Genomic DNA, 15264 nt, shown 5'->3' on the forward strand with positions numbered 1-15264 from the left:
GATGGAGCGCAGCGCAATCCCGGCCACGCAGGGTTGCTCCTAGAGCAGCTTTGCGCTCACGAACAGCGCGCGCACGGCGTTGGTCGCCTGCACGACGAGCATGGCGTTCTCGGCGGCGCCTTCGAGCGCTGCGACCGCGTCTTCATGCAGCGAGCGGAATTCCATCCACTCGACCGATTTGAAGTTGGTGAGGAATTGATAGGCCTGGCCGACGGTCGCAATCGCCAGCGTGTCGCCGTTCAGCTTGATCTTGAACGTCGTGCGCAGCGGGGTCTCGGAATTTTGCGGATCACTCATGGGCTGCTTCTGGACGATGACGGCTTAACGAAGGGAAAACGGCAGCCCCGCCGTAGCAGGCAAATATCAGGCGCAGATATCAGGACTCAGTGCTCGCGCGCTGCGAGGCAGTCGCCGACGGGGTCAGCCGGGGCACCACGACCAGACGGTTGAACTCACCGTTGTCGTAGGCCTTCATGAATCGATCATAGTCCTTGATCGAAACGCAACCGTTGGAGTCGCCACGGGGCCCGAGCATGTAATTATGGGTGAGCAAGCCGACGCGGCCGAGCGCGCTGGTGCCCTCGGTGGGCGTCAAGCGCAGTGCGCGGACGCCGTGAAACAGTTTCTCGCGCGGCTTCAGGTCGTAGGTCGCGGGCGGGGTGGCGCCAACCATGCGCTGGTCGACGTGCTCCGGGTCGTCCATCAGCGCGCCCATGCCCGAATGCGCTTCCAGCGCGAGGCCGCTCGGCAGGTAAAGCGCCTTGGCCGAGATGTCGTAGACCGCGGTGCGCGAATCGTAACCGAGCGCGGCGAGATCGGGCGCCTTGCCGAACAGGCCGCTGTCGGGCGTCAGCGAGGCCAGCCTGATCTTGTCGGTGAATTTTTCGAAGAAGTTGCGGTTGTCGACCCGGGGGTTGGTCTCGGCATAGGCCTGGCTCGAGGCGATCTGGGCAGAGATGTCGGCTTGGGGCGGGCGCGAGCGCGGCATCGGGATGGCGTCAGCACGCTGCGAGAGTCTCGCCTCCTCGGACATGTGCCGGTCGTCGTCGGTCAGGGTCGAGCGCCAGTCGTCGCCCTGGAGCTTCTGGGCGAGCATCGCCTTGGCGTCGCGCAGCTTGAGCTGGACTGCACTCACTGCCGAGCGCTCTAGCGTCCGCAGGCCTAGCTCGCGGGCGGGCGGGCTGCCCGATGCCGAAGCGAAACGATCATCGAATGAAGGCGCATTGGCCGGCGGCAGTGCGGCGGTAACGAGCGAGGCCGAACCGCCGATATCCGCGACCCAGGCGGCGGCGCCCAGTGCCAGCGCGACGGCGGCCAGGGACAGCAATATCGTCTCGGCTCGCCCAATACGGCGGCGCGACAATAGCCTCTCGGCTTGTGCCCGGTCGGAAACCATCAGCTCCCCAAAATCGTCCCCCCGGGGGGACCCACCCCCACCCGGAGATTCTATACCAGCTACCACATTGGGAGCCAAAAGTTAGGCATAATCGGGGCCGGCAGGGGTCTGGCAAGGGTCTGGCAAGGCTCCGGCAAGCCATTCCGGGGTATCCCAAGGTATCTTATGACCGATCCGTTCGATCTGGAACGCTTTGTCCGGGCCCAAGACCCGGTCTATGGCGACATCCAGGAGGAGCTGACCCGGGGCCGAAAGCAGAGCCACTGGATGTGGTTCGTCTTCCCCCAAATCGCCGGCCTCGGCTTCAGCGCCATGTCGCAGCGCTACGCCATCGCCTCCCGCGCCGAGGCCAGCGCCTACCTCGCCCACCTCATCCTCGGTCCGCGCCTGATCGAATGCACGAGGCTCGTGCTTGCCGTCGAGGGCCGGACCATCAACGCCATCCTCGGCGCGCCCGATGACGCCAAATTCCGCTCGTCGATGACGCTGTTCGACGCGGTGTCCGATGAGCCCGTTTTCGACGAGGCACTCGCCCGATATTTTTCGGGCAAGCGCGATCAGGCAACGCTCGATATCCTCGCCGCCCTCGACCGCAAGGCCAGGTGACCGCGGCTGCCGGCGGCCACCAGCGTAAACCCGGGATTAACATCGCCTGCCTATTGTCCGTGCAAACAATTTCCCGCGCCAGTTGCCGGACACAATCATGAAAATCGGTACGCTCCTGACCACCGCCATCGTTTCGCTCTCGACTGTGGGCGGCGGCCTCGCCGTCTACGTCGCCGTGACAAAATACCAGACGATGGAGCGGATCACCGAAGCCCAGGGGCGGCTGGCGATCGTCCGGGCCGTCAGCGACATCCCGCGCTACCTCAATCCCGAGCGCGGCTTTTCCACCAACATCCTGTATGGCCCTCCCGCCGTCGACCCGGCGCTGCTTGCCGAGCAGGGCAAGCTGCGAAAGCAGACCGATGCCGCCCGCGACACGATGAACGCGCTGCGCAAAGACCTGCCCGGCCCGTTTGACGACGGCAACACGACCGGCGGCAACATCGACGCCATCAACTCGAAGTTCACCGCACTGCGCGAGGCCATCGACAAGGCGATGTCGGGCCCGCCTGAGGCGCGCAAGGACGCTGCCAAAAAGATCGTTGCCGACAACGCCGTTCTTAACGCCGGCGTGACCGCGCTGCTCAACGAGCAGGTCCGCCGCATGGCGATCCTCAACGGCGATGCCTATCGGCAGGCCAGCTACGCCAACATCGCGATGACATTGCGCGACGTGGGCGGCTTCAACTCCAGCCTGCACAAGAATCTCGTCGGGGGCAAGAAGCCGGCGACCGACACCGAGAAGGCCGAGATCAGCCGCTCGCAGGGCCGCAACGATCAGATCGTGATGTCGCTGCTGGAGTTGCGCGGCAATCCCGCAACGCCGGCGAACGTCGCCGCCGCGCTTGAAAAATTCAACGCGATCTACATCGAGGAGTTCGGCCGCGAGCTCAAGCTGGTGAAGGAGGGTGCGGTCAGCGGCAAGTACGAACACGACATGGACACCTATTACACCGCTACGCAGCGCGGCCTCAGCACTATCATCGAGGTTCGCGACGCGTTCTACGACAACGCCGAGCAGATTCTCGCCGGTGCCTCGACCGCCGCCCACACCAGCTTCACCATCGCACTCGCGGGCCTCCTCGCCGTGCTGATCGCCAGCGCCGGCCTCATCGTCACGGTCCGCCGCCGGGTCTGCGCTCCGATCGTCAACCTGACGACGCGGATGTCGCGGCTTGCCGACGGCGAGGTCGCGGAAGAGATTCCCGGCGCCGAGCGTTCCGACGAAATCGGCGCGATGGCCGCGGCTGTCCGGGTCTTCAAGGACAACATGATCCGGGCCGACAGCCTCGCGGCGGAGAAGCAGGCCGAGAACGACGGCAAGATGCGCCGCGCACAGGCGCTCGACGGGATCACCCGCGCGTTCGAAGCCAAGGTCACCGAGCTCGTCGGCGGACTATCGAAAGCCTCCTCCACCATGGAAAGCACGGCGCAGTCGATGACCTCGACGGCGGCCCAGACCAACAGCCAGGCCGCGGTCGTCGCCGCCGCCTCGCAGCAGACATCGAGCAACGTGCAGACCGTCGCGAGCGCCACCGAAGAGCTGACCTCTTCGATCTCGGAGATCGGCCGTCAAGTGGCCCAATCCACTGAGATCGCGGCCCGCGCCGTCGACAACGCCCGCCGCACCGGCGACACCGCCCGCGCGCTGGCCGAGGGCGCGCAGAAGATCGGCGACGTCGTGACGCTGATCCAGAGCATCGCCGAGCAGACCAATTTGCTGGCGCTGAACGCGACCATCGAGGCCGCCCGCGCCGGCGAGGCCGGCCGCGGCTTTGCGGTGGTTGCTGCCGAGGTGAAATCGCTGGCGGGCCAGACCGCCAAGGCCACCACCGAAATTTCCGAGCAGATTTCGGCGATCCAGGCCGCGAGCGACGAGACCGTGACCGCGATCCGCAACGTCGCCGACGTGATCGGCGAGATCGACCAGATCGGCACCGCGATTGCGGCCGCGATCGAGGAACAGGGCTCGGCGACCAAGGAGATCGCCCGCAGCGTCCAGGAGGCCGCGCGCGGCACCCAGGAGGTCAACACCAACATATCGGGCGTGCAGCGCGCCGCCGACGACACCGGTACGGCCGCGCGGGAGGTGCTGGGCGCCGCCGAGCAGCTCTCGACCCAGTCACGCGACCTCGCCGGACAGTTCGACCGCTTCCTCGGTGAGGTCAGGTCGGCGTAAGCGCGGCAAACGCGCAGCTTCGTAGCCCGGATGGAGCGAAAGCGTAATCCGGGAATCGTGCCGCAAACACCGGCGGCCCCGGATTGCGCTGCGCTCCATCCGGGCTACGGGACCGTCAATACGGGACGTCAATAAGGCGGCGCCTTGCGCGCCCGTTGCGCCTTGGCGGCCTCGATCCACCAGGCGAGATCGTCGGCGAAGCGCGGGAACGAGCGTTCCAGCGCCTTGCCGCCTTCGCCGATCGGTTCGCCCGCCTCCGACAGCGTCTGAGCGATCGGGCCGACGCCGATGGTGCTCGACACCACCACCATGCCCATCTCCGAGAGCGTGCCATGCCAGGCGGTCGAGGCACGCGCGCCGGACAGGCGGCCGGCCGAGTAGCTCACGATGGCGGCCGGACGCCAGAACCACTCCTCGAGGAAGTGGTCGGTAAGATTCTTCAGGCCGGGCTGGATTCCCCAATTGTATTCGCCAGTGACGAACACGAAACCATCCGCGCCGCGGATATCTCCGGCCAGCTTCTCCAGCGCCTCGGGTGCGGTGCCCTTGGGATATTCCTTGTACATGCGATCGAGCATCGGCAGGCCGATCGCCTTGGCGTCGATCAACACGACGTCGTCGCCGCGGGCGCGCAGGCGATCGATGACGAAATTCGCAAGGCGGATGCCCATGCGGTCGGAACGGTAGGAACCGTAGAGGACGAGGATGCGATTGCTCATGACCGGTACTATAGCACGGATCATCAGACCGGCCTCAACGTTTTGACGGCTAGGTTCGCCGTCCGCATTCAAGCGTTTGCGACGGTGTCTCGCCGAACTGGTCCCGATAGCTTCTGGAGAAGTCGCCGAGATGCCAGAAGCCGAACGCCAGCGCAACGGCCTTGACGCTGTCGGCACCGGCGAGCAGCCGCTGGCGCACCAGCCACAGCCGCCGCAGGCGCAAGTAGCGGTGCAGGCTCATGCCGCGATAGCGGCGGACGACGTCGTGCATGGTGCGAACGGACAGACCGAGCTTGCGCGCGATCTCGTCGCTGTAGATGGGCTGCGAGAGGTCGTCGGAAAGCAGCGCGCGGATGTCCTGAAAGACCTTGAAGTTGCGCTCGTCATTGGGGCGCAGGGTCCATCGCGCAGGAACGATGCTTTCGAAAACTGCGTCCACAGCGCCGAGCAGGGTCTCCTTCATGGCGGCCGCCTTCAGCGGCACGTCGGGCGCATCGACCGGCTCCGAAGCGGCTGCCAGCACCTCCCGAACCACACCGCGGAGCCGGTTCAAGCCCGCCGCGGTCGTTTCGAAGATGTTGAAGCAGAAGGCTGCTTGTGGCCAACCGCGATCCGTCACCTCCGGCCTGAACACCACCGAGGCGATTTGCCGCTGCACCTCCTCGATGGTGGTGTAAGCCGCGCCGCCGCTGCCGATGACGATGACGGGTCGTGTGCGCTGCGTGCCGTTGAATCGAACCGGCACATCCAAATCGTCCATCGTGAATCCGATCGCCGTACAATTCTCGACGAGCTGTGCGTCGACGACCCGCGGAAATGCCCGCGTCAGATTCACGTCGCAGCCGGGCAGCGACAGAATGGTCTGCTCGGCCGAAATCCTCCGTACGAAAGGCGTGAACTCGAAGTTCAGGCCTCGTATGGCACTTCGAAATTCATCGACGTCGGTGAAACGAAATACCTTCGGCGCCAGCGTCGGCGCATCATCACTTCTGTTCATGGCAATGTGAAACTTCGCGTCGCAACACACGCGCGTCCGGCGACGATGCTGGCCCAACTTCCCCGTTCCGGTGTCCCCTTAAGTCTGAAAGAATCACTTCGAACTATGCTGACCAGTTGGCGAGCGTTGAAGTCCAAGGACAAGGCGACGCATCAAATCTCGCCAATTTTCGATAGCGTTTCCCGTGTGGCCTGCGGTGCACATATACCTAGACGAGCAAAATCCAAATTTCAAATTAACGTTTGTCGAGCGGAATAGGCGCAGTTCGATAATCCAAATTAATTTTGAGTCAGGCCCCTGCCATGATGGCAAATTCGCCTGCTGATATTCTTGCTGAATTGGAAGAGACGGTCGCAACGTGCCCGGCGGAGCGTTGCGCACGCATTCTCTCCGGCATGGTGCAGTTGCTCATTGGCAGCCGCGACCAGTGCCGGGAATTGCTCAGCAACGTGGTCGACGGCGTTCTGCTGCGATTGACGGAACGGGTCGAGGCCAGCGCACTGGTCCAGCTCAGCACGGCGCTCGCCGAGCTTGACATCGCGCCTCCCGAAACATTGTGGCGTCTCGCCTCGCACGATAATCCGGACGTGGCATGTCCTGTGTTGCTCAAGTCGCGTGCACTTTCCGCAGCCGATCTCGAGGCTGTCATTGACTCCCGTGGCGAGTGGCATCGACGCGCGATCGCCGACCGCAGCGACATCGCGCCGGCCGTGACCGAGGCGTTGATCAAGCACGGCGGCCCGATCTGCCTTGCCCTGATCAAGAACCCGGGAGCGAAATTCTCTGACGCAGCCTATGCAGCGCTGATTGCCAAGGCCGACCAGGACGGCGAGATCACGAAGGCGCTGGTACTCCGGCCCGGCACGCCCGACCTGGTCGTGCGCAAGCTGCTCTCCGTCCCACCAATCCGGAAGGCACCGGCGACGCCCAACCCATCCGCCGCGGCGCCGGTGCCGGAAGCGGAGCCGGCTGCGCCAAAGCGGCCTTGCCGGGCCGACTACGCAAGCGCGAGGCCGGAGATCGTCGTCCTCAACCGAATCGGCAAGCTCAATGATTCCACGGTGAACCGTTTTGCGATCCGCGGCGAGACGGCCAACCTGTTCACGGCGCTGTCGGTGCTTTCAGGGGCGCCGCTTGAAATCATCGAGCATGTCCTGAGCGACGACGATTGCGAGGGGCTGGTCATGGCGTGCCGGGCTTCGCGGCTGAACTGGCAGACCACCCTTACCATCCTGAGCAACCGCAGCCGCAAAAGGCTCTCCTATGCCGAGCGCGAGCGCGCGCAACGGATCTTCGAGACGCTGCTTCTGTCCACCAGCCAATGGACAGTGCGATGGGGGGAAATAGCGGCAAGCGCCAACACGAGCGATCCGGCAAATCGCGGCGCGAAGATGGGGGTTGGCCGATGAAGTTCGACGGTCGCAAGGCGCAGCGCGTGAAAATGGATCACAAGCAGCCGGTCAATCTGATGGGCTCGGACGGCACGTGGCGGCGCAGTTGCGTTCTGCTCGACATATCGCAAAGCGGTGCGAAGATCGAAGTCGAGGGCACACTCGACGTTCTGCGGGCCAAGGAATTCTTCCTGCTGCTGTCGTCGACGGGGCTCGCCTACCGGCGCTGCGAATTGGTCTGGATCGACGGCACCACGGCCGGCGTGCACTTCGTCACCGTAGACGGAAAGAGGAAACCGGCAGCCGCCGCTGCCGCTGCCGCTGCCGCTCAGAGCAAATAGGCCCAAGGATTCATCGGTCACATCCACTCAGCATAATTCAGGTCAACCGTGCAGAACGCGCAAATTATATCCCGCCCCGTCAAAGGCGACGGCGGCATCCGAGAGAAGGAAGCGGCACGCCCGTGCGTGCATGTGCTGGCTGATTCCTCAGACAAATTATCGAGCGTCTGTTCGATTCTCGAGCAGCAGTTTGCCGTCTCAGGCGAACGGCTCGACGCGGAAGCCAAGCTGTCCCAGATGCCGTTCGCGATCGTCATCCGTGCGGAATTGCGTGACGTCCGCACCATTGCGGCCATCAAGAAACGAGCCGTAAAGCTCGCGAAGGCAACGAAGCGCATCTTCCTGGTCGAGCACTCCTCTCACATGAGTATTTCGCAGGCCTACGCGCTCGGGGCCACGCTCGTCCTTCCCGGAACGATCGACAAGATCAAGCTGCTGGCAGCGCTGGCGGAGCCCGCCGAAGTGGCGTCTGCTTTCTCAGGTCACGCGGCGCAGCCGGACGATGCAGTCGAGACCGCGGCGACCGCGATCGCATCGATGTTCACCTCGGTGACATCGGGCCAGCCGATCGACGTCAACGGCGCCAGAGAAGCCGGCCGCCAAATCGCCGATCGCATCAGCCAGCATGGCCTGTCGGAATGGCTCACGACGGTGCGGCGCCATCACGAGGGGACCTATCAGCATTGTCTCCTCGTCACCGGCGTCACCATCGACTTCGGCCTGAGCCTCGGCGTCGGCAGGCCCGATCTGGAGCGCCTGTATACGGCGGCCATGTTCCACGACATCGGCAAGGCCCGGATCCCTCTTGCCATCCTCGACAAGCCCGGCCGTCTCGATCCGGAGGAACGTGCGATGATCGAGACTCACCCGGCAGCGGGCTACGATTTTCTGAAAGACCACGATGATATCTCGCCGGAGATCCTCGATGCCGTGCGGCATCATCACGAATATCTCGACGGCAGCGGCTATCCGGATGCGCTCGGGGCCGAGAGCATTGGCGACATCGTGCGGATTCTCACGATCTCGGACATCTTCGCGGCCCTGATAGAGTATCGGCACTACAAGCCGACGCTGCCACGCGGCGAGGCCTATGACATCCTATGCGGGATGAGCGGAAAGTTGGAGAAGGCACTGCTGATCGCGTTCAGGCAGGTCGCGCTCACGCGATAAGCGCGTCACACCCGTCTCGACTCCAGTCTAGTGCGCGGCGCGATGTCTGGTGCGGCGCGGAACGGACCGGCAGGCGAGCCCGTTGGCCAGCAGCTTCATGTCCTCATGCCGGCCGCTACGGATCAGCCGGCCGAACTCTTCGGGGGTGAAAGGAAGACTTGGATCATCATCGATCGGACGCCGCACTCGCGGGCCGAAGAACCGTCGAACCAGGCTAGCGAGCCGCCGCATGTCAATTCCCTCGCGCCAGCATCAAACCTTTCAGTCCGCACATTGTTCCTCCCGCACGATCGAGATTGCAAGAGGCCGCCAAGCGGTCCGCACCAAAAATTTCAGGCGAGAGAATAATCTCCTCTGCCTGCACTACTCCGCGAATCCGACGTAGCGCACGAAATCGTCGTTGCCCTCACGATCGGAACGCACGGCGTTCGCGGCAAAGTTGTCGTCGGGATAGCCCATCGCGACGCAGGTCATGATCACCTCGTCCTCCGGAATGTTCGCGACCTCGCGCACGATGTCGGAACGCATGATGCCCTGCCCGTTGATCACCGAACCGAGACCACGGTCCCAGGCCGCGAGCACGATGCCGTAGCAGAGCGCGCCCAGATCGAAATGGCAGACCGCGCCGGGATCGAGCACGCGGTCATAGGTCAAGACCAGCGAGACCGGCGCGTCGAACTGGCGGAAGCCGCGCAGCACCCAGTCCTGCCGCATCGGCTTGTCGTCGCGCGCGATTCCCATCGCGCCGAACAGTTTCTTGGCGACGTCGACTTGCCGCGTGCGGTGCACGCCCTGATATTCGCCATGGCTGACGATGTCGCGCTTGACCTTGGCGCCGCCGACCATTTCCTCCATGTTGCGGCGGCGCAGCTGTTCCAGCGGTCCGCCTGTGAGCACGTGGACATGCCAGGGCTGGGTGTTCATCGACGACGGCGCACGTTTGGCGCTGTCGATGATCGCCTCGATCACCGCGCGCGGCACCGGCTCGTTCTTGAAGCCACGCACGCTGCGGCGCGACTGGACCAGCGTTTCGAATTCCACCTCAAGACCTCCCTGCCCGTTCATTCCCGGCATTGCCACATGCGAGCGGTTGCCGATGCGGCGCGCAAAATCTATGCTAACCCTCAACCAAGACCAAGAACCCTGTGAGGATCCCCATGAAAGCCAAGATGGCCGCACCGCTCGATCCCGTCATCGCCCAGATCATTCCGCTGCTGCCGATGCGCGATCACACGACGATGACGCCACAGAGCGCCCGCGATTCCTTGCGCGCACTGGCTGCCTCGCGCGCGGCCATACCGCCGCCGCCGGTCGACATCGTCTCGGATATCAAGGTGAAAGGCGGCGCCGGCCCGCTCGATGCACGTGTCTACCGGGTCGGCACCACGCCGGCGCCGACCGTGGTGTTCTTCCATGGCGGCGGCTGGGTCGCGGGCGACCTCGAGACCCACGACCGGCAGGCACGCAACCTTGCGATCGAGACCGGCGCGGTCGTCGTCTCCGTCGACTATCGCCGCCCGCCCGAAACGCGCTTTCCCGGTGCGTTCGAGGACGCCTTTGCCGCGGTCAGCGACGTGTTTGGCCGCGTTGCGGAATTTGGCGGCGATGCAAAACGTCTCGGCGTTGCCGGCGACAGCGCCGGCGGCAATCTCGCAGCCACCACCGCGATCGCCTGCCGCGACGCCGGCATCAAGCTCGCGGCGCAACTCCTGGTCTACCCCGTGACCGACGTCCTCGGGAGTTATGCGGACGCGCGCGAGAACGCACGCTTTCCCTCGCGCGCCGAGAATGCCGAAGGCTACTTTCTCTCACGCGCGGTGATGGAGTGGTTCTGCGGCCATTATCTCGCCGATCCCTCGCACGCCACCGACTGGCGCGTTTCACCGCTGCGCGCGAAGTCGCTTGCCGGCGTCGCGCCCGCGATCGTCACCACCGCCTGGTTCGATCCCCTGCGCGACGAAGGTGCCGCCTATGCACGCGCGCTGGAAGCCGCCGGTGTGCCGGTGAAGCATCATGAGGGCCCCGGCCTGATCCACGGCTATTTCGGCCTCGGCGACGCCTCCGAGGTGGCGCGGGCCGAAGCGCGGCGTGCACGGGCGGACTTCAAGGCGCTTCTCGCGCGGGGCGTATGATGTCGGGAGCGGCAGGGTCGACCGCCGCGCCGGCCAGCGGTCAGACCTTGGCAGCGGGCACCTCGAAGAAACCCGTCGCCTGAACGAGCCGGCCGTCGTCGCCGAAGCGGCCGAAGCTCTCGCCCGTGACGAACACGTCACCGGCGCCGTCATACATTGTCCAGCGAAAAAGCCCCTGATCATGGTGCTCGAGGAAGCTGTCATTCCTGAAATGCGCGCCAGGAAACTTGAGCTGGGTTTGACCAATGCGCGCCATCAAGGCGTCACGTCCCTCAATCTGCGAGCCCGGATCGGTATACACGCAGTCCGCGGCAACGCTTTGCTCGAGCAGCCGACGCCGCTCGTCCTCATCGATGGGTCCCCACGCCGCCTGATAGGTGTTCCAGGTCTTCAATCGCGCTTCATCGTTCATCTCGCAGAACCTCTCATGGCCTCATGCAGCTTTCTGCAAATTGACAATTATCGTTATTTTGTCAATATGGCCGACGTTCAGTTCCGACCCTCGTGAGGCTCATGGCTCGTTCCGGCATTTCGAAAGAAGAGCTCGCCGTCGGGGCTGCGACGGAAGTCTTCTCCCGCTACGGCCATGCCCGCACGACGATGGGCGACATCGCCGCCAAGGCGGGAATGTCGCGGCCGGCGCTCTATTTGCTCTTCCCCGACAAGGATGCCGTGTTCGCGGCGGTGATCCAGCGAATGGACGAGCAGAAGCATCGGGAGATCAGGGCCGCCATCGCGCGCCTCGACGGCCTTCACGCCAAGCTGCTCCATGCCTGTAAATCCTGGGGATCGCATGGCTTCGACCTGATCGAGGCGCATCCCGATTCGGCAGATCTGTTCGACCTCCGTTTCCCCGCGGTTCGGAAGGTCTACGACAACTTCCAGTGTTTGGTCGCCGACCTCATCCGCGATCAGGTGAAGGCCGCTGGGATAGCGGACGAGCCGGAAGTGCTGGCGCGATGCCTGGTGTTCGGCATGCGGGGGCTGCGCGAAACCGCCCGAAGCGGCAAGGAGATGCGGCGGCTGATCGCCGTTCAGGTCACCGTGCTCGTCAGAAGCATCGATGACGGCCGTTGAGCTGCGAAGAGCCGCCTATCGGGCGCTCCGCGCCCGTTGCGCGTCGGTGTGCCCCCACGTCTGGTCCCAATCCTGACCGGCGGCATCGACGACGCGGCCGTCGGCTTCGAAGAACTTGTTCGGCACCTGGAAGATCGCCAGGATCAGGGCGCCCTCCGGGCACTAGGCAGCATGCCGGCTGCCCGCCTCGCGCCAGATGAATTCGCCGGCCTTGCAGGCGATGCCGCTGGCCGGTCCCTCGTTGTCGACGAGAGCGCCCTCGATGACATAACTCTGCTCGACGCCGACATGCTCGTGATCGGGCAGCACCGATCCCGGCGCAAAGCGCATCAAGGCCGTCATCAGACCGCTGCTGCGATCGAACAGCAGCGTCTTGGCCTCGCAGCCGGGAAAGCGCGTCTTTTGCCATTCCATCTCTTGCGGCCGAACCAGGTGAGAATGCCGGTCGGAAGCGGCATTCGGCATGTTCGCAATCAGGGTCTCCATCACAATGCTCCCTCCGGCTAAACTCGCCCGAAGCTAGCAGGATTGCCCGGCCCGGTCAGCGAGCAGTGCAGCAGGCGGTGGGCCCTGTCGCACCCGCGCTCGGAAAATCGCTGGGAAGACCGGACGGCAGGCGCTCATCCAGCTTGATTGCGCCACGATTCCCGGCTCCAATCCGCGCGCCATTTCTGGTTTAGGGAGACAATTATGATGAAGCGGATTTTCCTGGCTGCGATCGTTGCCACGTTTGCAGCGGGTTCGGCCTTCGCGGACGACACCTGCGAAAGCAGGGCCGTCGGCAAGGACGGCAAGGCCCTGGCGGGTGCCGCGAAGACCTCGTTCATGAAGAAGTGCAAAGCCGACGCCTGCGCGCCCAAGGCCGTCAGCGCCGAGGGCAAGCCGCTCGCCGGTGCCGCAAAGAACAGTTTTATGAAGAAGTGCGAGATGGGCGCGTAAGGCGTCGCGAATTCGCTGCATCTTTAGCGGGCAATCGCCAAACGAACACTGTCATGGCCGGGGCTTGTCCCGGCCATTCGCGTTTGTGCTTCCAATGCCGGCGTCCAGACCAAATCATCCGAAAGTCGCCACCCTAGACAGGAGCTCTCGACTGACCGATCATGCGGTGCTGAGCGAAGCGGGGCGCATCGACAGGGCTTTCTAGGAAAGGGACGTCAAGATGTGGCAACCTCGAGTGCGTCATCACTTCATCGCGGCAATGAGCTTGCTCTTCGCGCTGCTCATCGGACTTGAAGCCGCGAACGCGCGGGGCCCGGGACTGCCCAACGTCATGGTGCTCGCAACCGGCGGCACGATCGCCGGCAGCGGGGCGAGCAGCACCACCGTGGTCGGCTACACCGCAGCCACGGTGGGCATCGAGACCCTCCTGAATGCCGTCCCCGAACTGAAAACGGTGGCCAACGTCAAGGGCGAGCAGGTTTTCCAGATCGCCAGCGAGAACATGAACAATGACTACTGGCTCAAGCTCGCAAAGCGCGTCAACACGCTGCTCGCGCAGGACGACGTCGATGGCATCGTGATCACGCACGGGACCGATACGATCGAGGAAACCAGCTATTTCCTCGACCTCGTCGTCAAGAGCAAGAAACCGGTCGTCGTCGTCGGCGCGATGCGGCCGTCGACAGCGATCAGCGCGGATGGGCCGATCAACCTCTTCAACGCGGTGATCCTCGCAGGCAGTGACGAGGCCGTCGGCAAGGGCGTGCTCGTTGCTCTCAACGATCAGATCAACGCGGCTCGCGATGTCACCAAGAACAACACCTCGACGGCAGACACCTTCCGGACACCGGAACTTGGCTTTCTCGGCTACATGCAGGGCAACAAGCCGTACTTCTATCGTCAATCGACGCGCCGGCACACGGCAGACTCCGAATTCGACGTCTCTGGCCTCGATGTCCTGCCGCAAGTCGACATCGTCTACGGCTACGCCAACATGAACCGGGTCGCGATCGACGCCTTTGTCGCCGCCGGAGCCAAGGGGATCGTGCATGCCGGCGTGGGGGACGGCAGCCTGGCTCGGCCCGCGGTCGAGCCGGCCCTCGACGAAGCCCGCAAGAAGGGTGTCGTGATCGTGCGCAGCAGCCGTGTCGGCAACGGCATCGTCGCGCGCAACGGCGAGGCCAAGGACGACGAACACGACTTCGTCGTCTCGGATACGCTCAATCCCCAAAAAGCGCGCATTCTGCTGATGCTGGCGCTGACCAAGACGACCGACACGAAAGAAATCCAGCGGATGTTCTTCAGTTACTAGACCGTCCGACGTGCGGTCCCTCCACGAACTCGTCATGCCCGGGCTTGTCCCGGGCATCTACGTTCTCGTTTCCGCGTAGAAGGTCGTGGATGGCCGGGACGAGCCCGGCCATGACGGCGAGGCGGTCGCCTACTCCCGCTTGAAATGGTAGTCAAAGGCGGCGCCGAGCGGCTTGATCAGCCCGACGGTCGGCGTTGGAAAATGAATCGGCAGGATCAGCGTGTCGGTGTCGGCGACGGAAGCAAAAAACTTTCGCCGCGACACCGCCGACTGCTTCGCATCCCAATCCGGCTTGGCCGACCAGTCCGGCTCGCGGCACTGAATCTGGTGGTGCATGAGGTCGCCGGCGACCACCGCGCGGCGCCCCTTCGAGAAGATGTTCACGCAGCAATGACAGGGCGAATGCCCCGGCGTCGGCGTCAGCGTGACGGTGTCGTCGAGCGCGTAGTCGTCATCGACCAACAGCGCTTGGCCTGCCTCGACGATCGGCAGGCAATTGTCGCGGAACACGGTGCCGGGCGGGTTGCTGCCCTTGGCATGCTCGGCCTCCCAGGCCGCATATTCACCCTTGTGGAAGACGTATTTCGCATTCGGAAACGTCGGCACCCAACGGCCGTCGCGCAAGGTCGTATTCCAGCCGGTATGGTCGATATGAAGATGCGTGCAGAAGACGTAGTCGATTTGGTCGAAGCCGATGCCGAGCGCGAACAGCTCGCTGCGCCAGCGCGCCTTGCCCGGAAAATCGAACGGCGGCGGATGGCCCTTGTCCTCGCCGGTGCAGGTGTCGACCAGAATGGTGTAGCGCGGCGTGCGCACAACGAACGTCTGATAGGTGATCACCATCATGCCGCGCGCTGCGTCGAACACCTCCGGCTCCATCGTCGGCAGATGGCGCTTGAACACGCCCTCGTCATAGGCCGGGAAAAAATCCTGCGGCCGCCGCCACGGCCCTTCCCGCTCGATCACTGCATCGATGGTGATGTCGCCGATGCGCAGCTGCTTCAT

16 protein-coding genes and 1 pseudogene are annotated in these 15264 nt (G+C 64.2%); 9 read left to right on the forward strand and 8 right to left on the reverse strand.

Features of this window, described 5'->3' with window-relative positions; translation table 11 throughout:
* Window positions 1-39: 39 nt before the first annotated feature.
* Both AC0L27_RS04770 and AC0L27_RS04775 read right to left on the reverse strand, forming a co-directional pair.
* Window positions 40-297, reverse strand: coding sequence for a hypothetical protein (locus AC0L27_RS04770; RefSeq protein WP_275171839.1), 258 nt, complete (start codon window positions 295-297; stop codon window positions 40-42).
* Between the two features lie 79 nt (window positions 298-376).
* Entirely contained in the window at window positions 377-1327 is a 951-nt protein-coding gene (locus tag AC0L27_RS04775; RefSeq protein ID WP_354203821.1) for a DUF2778 domain-containing protein, read from the reverse strand.
* A 234-nt stretch (window positions 1328-1561) separates the two neighbouring features.
* Here AC0L27_RS04775 and AC0L27_RS04780 point away from each other — a divergent pair, with 234 nt between their 5' ends.
* Entirely contained in the window at window positions 1562-2002 is a 441-nt protein-coding gene (locus AC0L27_RS04780; protein WP_354203823.1) for a DUF1810 domain-containing protein, read from the forward strand.
* A gap of 97 nt (window positions 2003-2099) precedes the next feature.
* Window positions 2100-4181, forward strand: coding sequence for a methyl-accepting chemotaxis protein (locus AC0L27_RS04785; RefSeq protein WP_354054966.1), 2082 nt, complete (start codon window positions 2100-2102; stop codon window positions 4179-4181).
* 128 nt (window positions 4182-4309) lie between these two features.
* Here the strand turns inward: AC0L27_RS04785 and AC0L27_RS04790 are convergent, their stop codons facing one another.
* Window positions 4310-4900, reverse strand: a complete 591-nt coding sequence (locus AC0L27_RS04790; protein WP_354203826.1) for an NADPH-dependent FMN reductase — start codon at window positions 4898-4900, stop codon at window positions 4310-4312.
* A 49-nt stretch (window positions 4901-4949) separates the two neighbouring features.
* The gene (locus AC0L27_RS04795; protein ID WP_354203828.1) at window positions 4950-5897 is read right to left on the reverse strand and encodes an AraC family transcriptional regulator; all 948 of its coding nucleotides are present in this window, start codon (window positions 5895-5897) and stop codon (window positions 4950-4952) included.
* Window positions 5898-6199: 302 nt separating this feature from the next.
* Between AC0L27_RS04795 and AC0L27_RS04800 the strand changes: the two genes are divergently transcribed.
* Genes AC0L27_RS04800 through AC0L27_RS04810 form a run of 3 tightly spaced genes read left to right on the forward strand, consistent with a single transcriptional unit; the run spans window position 6200 to window position 8799 of the window.
* The gene (locus tag AC0L27_RS04800; RefSeq protein ID WP_473317998.1) at window positions 6200-7306 is read left to right on the forward strand and encodes a DUF2336 domain-containing protein; all 1107 of its coding nucleotides are present in this window, start codon (window positions 6200-6202) and stop codon (window positions 7304-7306) included.
* The gene (locus AC0L27_RS04805; protein WP_354203832.1) at window positions 7303-7629 is read left to right on the forward strand and encodes a PilZ domain-containing protein; all 327 of its coding nucleotides are present in this window, start codon (window positions 7303-7305) and stop codon (window positions 7627-7629) included. The genes AC0L27_RS04800 and AC0L27_RS04805 overlap by 4 nt, the downstream gene beginning before the upstream one ends.
* A gap of 48 nt (window positions 7630-7677) precedes the next feature.
* Complete coding sequence (locus tag AC0L27_RS04810; protein ID WP_354203834.1) at window positions 7678-8799, forward strand: HD-GYP domain-containing protein; 1122 nt, start codon at window positions 7678-7680, stop codon at window positions 8797-8799.
* A 363-nt stretch (window positions 8800-9162) separates the two neighbouring features.
* Here AC0L27_RS04810 and AC0L27_RS04815 read toward each other — a convergent pair whose 3' ends face one another.
* Window positions 9163-9840, reverse strand: a complete 678-nt coding sequence (locus AC0L27_RS04815) for a nitroreductase (protein WP_354203836.1) — start codon at window positions 9838-9840, stop codon at window positions 9163-9165.
* 128 nt (window positions 9841-9968) lie between these two features.
* Between AC0L27_RS04815 and AC0L27_RS04820 the strand changes: the two genes are divergently transcribed.
* On the forward strand, window positions 9969-10931 hold the full coding sequence (locus tag AC0L27_RS04820) for an alpha/beta hydrolase (RefSeq protein WP_354204547.1): 963 nt from the start codon (window positions 9969-9971) through the stop codon (window positions 10929-10931).
* A gap of 40 nt (window positions 10932-10971) precedes the next feature.
* Here AC0L27_RS04820 and AC0L27_RS04825 read toward each other — a convergent pair whose 3' ends face one another.
* Window positions 10972-11343, reverse strand: a complete 372-nt coding sequence (locus AC0L27_RS04825; RefSeq protein WP_354203838.1) for a nuclear transport factor 2 family protein — start codon at window positions 11341-11343, stop codon at window positions 10972-10974.
* Between the two features lie 101 nt (window positions 11344-11444).
* Between AC0L27_RS04825 and AC0L27_RS04830 the strand changes: the two genes are divergently transcribed.
* Complete coding sequence (locus tag AC0L27_RS04830; RefSeq protein WP_275171828.1) at window positions 11445-12008, forward strand: TetR/AcrR family transcriptional regulator; 564 nt, start codon at window positions 11445-11447, stop codon at window positions 12006-12008.
* Between the two features lie 15 nt (window positions 12009-12023).
* Here AC0L27_RS04830 and AC0L27_RS04835 read toward each other — a convergent pair.
* Window positions 12024-12494, reverse strand: a pseudogene (locus tag AC0L27_RS04835) (cupin domain-containing protein).
* Window positions 12495-12698: 204 nt separating this feature from the next.
* On the opposite strand from AC0L27_RS04835, the gene AC0L27_RS04840 reads away from it, so the two are divergent.
* Entirely contained in the window at window positions 12699-12947 is a 249-nt protein-coding gene (locus tag AC0L27_RS04840; RefSeq protein ID WP_354203841.1) for a hypothetical protein, read from the forward strand.
* Window positions 12948-13167: 220 nt separating this feature from the next.
* Window positions 13168-14259 carry a type II asparaginase gene (locus tag AC0L27_RS04845; protein WP_354203843.1) on the forward strand — a complete coding sequence of 364 codons (1092 nt, stop codon included), beginning with the start codon at window positions 13168-13170 and terminating at the stop codon, window positions 14257-14259.
* 129 nt (window positions 14260-14388) lie between these two features.
* Here the strand turns inward: AC0L27_RS04845 and AC0L27_RS04850 are convergent, their stop codons facing one another.
* Window positions 14389-15264, reverse strand: coding sequence for an MBL fold metallo-hydrolase (locus tag AC0L27_RS04850; RefSeq protein WP_354203845.1), 876 nt, complete (start codon window positions 15262-15264; stop codon window positions 14389-14391).

Source organism: Bradyrhizobium sp. Ken51 (genome assembly GCF_055807435.1).

Coding starts and splice junctions, on each gene's coding strand:
- AC0L27_RS04770 (WP_275171839.1), bottom strand. CDS start 297: ATGAGTGATCCGCAAAATTCCGAGACCCCGCTGCGCACGACGTTCAAG.
- AC0L27_RS04780 (WP_354203823.1), top strand. CDS start 1,562: ATGACCGATCCGTTCGATCTGGAACGCTTTGTCCGGGCCCAAGACCCG.
- AC0L27_RS04785 (WP_354054966.1), top strand. CDS start 2,100: ATGAAAATCGGTACGCTCCTGACCACCGCCATCGTTTCGCTCTCGACT.
- AC0L27_RS04790 (WP_354203826.1), bottom strand. CDS start 4,900: ATGAGCAATCGCATCCTCGTCCTCTACGGTTCCTACCGTTCCGACCGC.
- AC0L27_RS04795 (WP_354203828.1), bottom strand. CDS start 5,897: ATGAACAGAAGTGATGATGCGCCGACGCTGGCGCCGAAGGTATTTCGT.
- AC0L27_RS04800 (WP_473317998.1), top strand. CDS start 6,200: ATGATGGCAAATTCGCCTGCTGATATTCTTGCTGAATTGGAAGAGACG.
- AC0L27_RS04805 (WP_354203832.1), top strand. CDS start 7,303: ATGAAGTTCGACGGTCGCAAGGCGCAGCGCGTGAAAATGGATCACAAG.
- AC0L27_RS04820 (WP_354204547.1), top strand. CDS start 9,969: ATGGCCGCACCGCTCGATCCCGTCATCGCCCAGATCATTCCGCTGCTG.
- AC0L27_RS04825 (WP_354203838.1), bottom strand. CDS start 11,343: ATGAACGATGAAGCGCGATTGAAGACCTGGAACACCTATCAGGCGGCG.
- AC0L27_RS04830 (WP_275171828.1), top strand. CDS start 11,445: ATGGCTCGTTCCGGCATTTCGAAAGAAGAGCTCGCCGTCGGGGCTGCG.
- AC0L27_RS04840 (WP_354203841.1), top strand. CDS start 12,699: ATGATGAAGCGGATTTTCCTGGCTGCGATCGTTGCCACGTTTGCAGCG.
- AC0L27_RS04845 (WP_354203843.1), top strand. CDS start 13,168: ATGTGGCAACCTCGAGTGCGTCATCACTTCATCGCGGCAATGAGCTTG.
- AC0L27_RS04850 (WP_354203845.1), bottom strand. CDS start 15,264: ATGAAGCAGCTGCGCATCGGCGACATCACCATCGATGCAGTGATCGAG.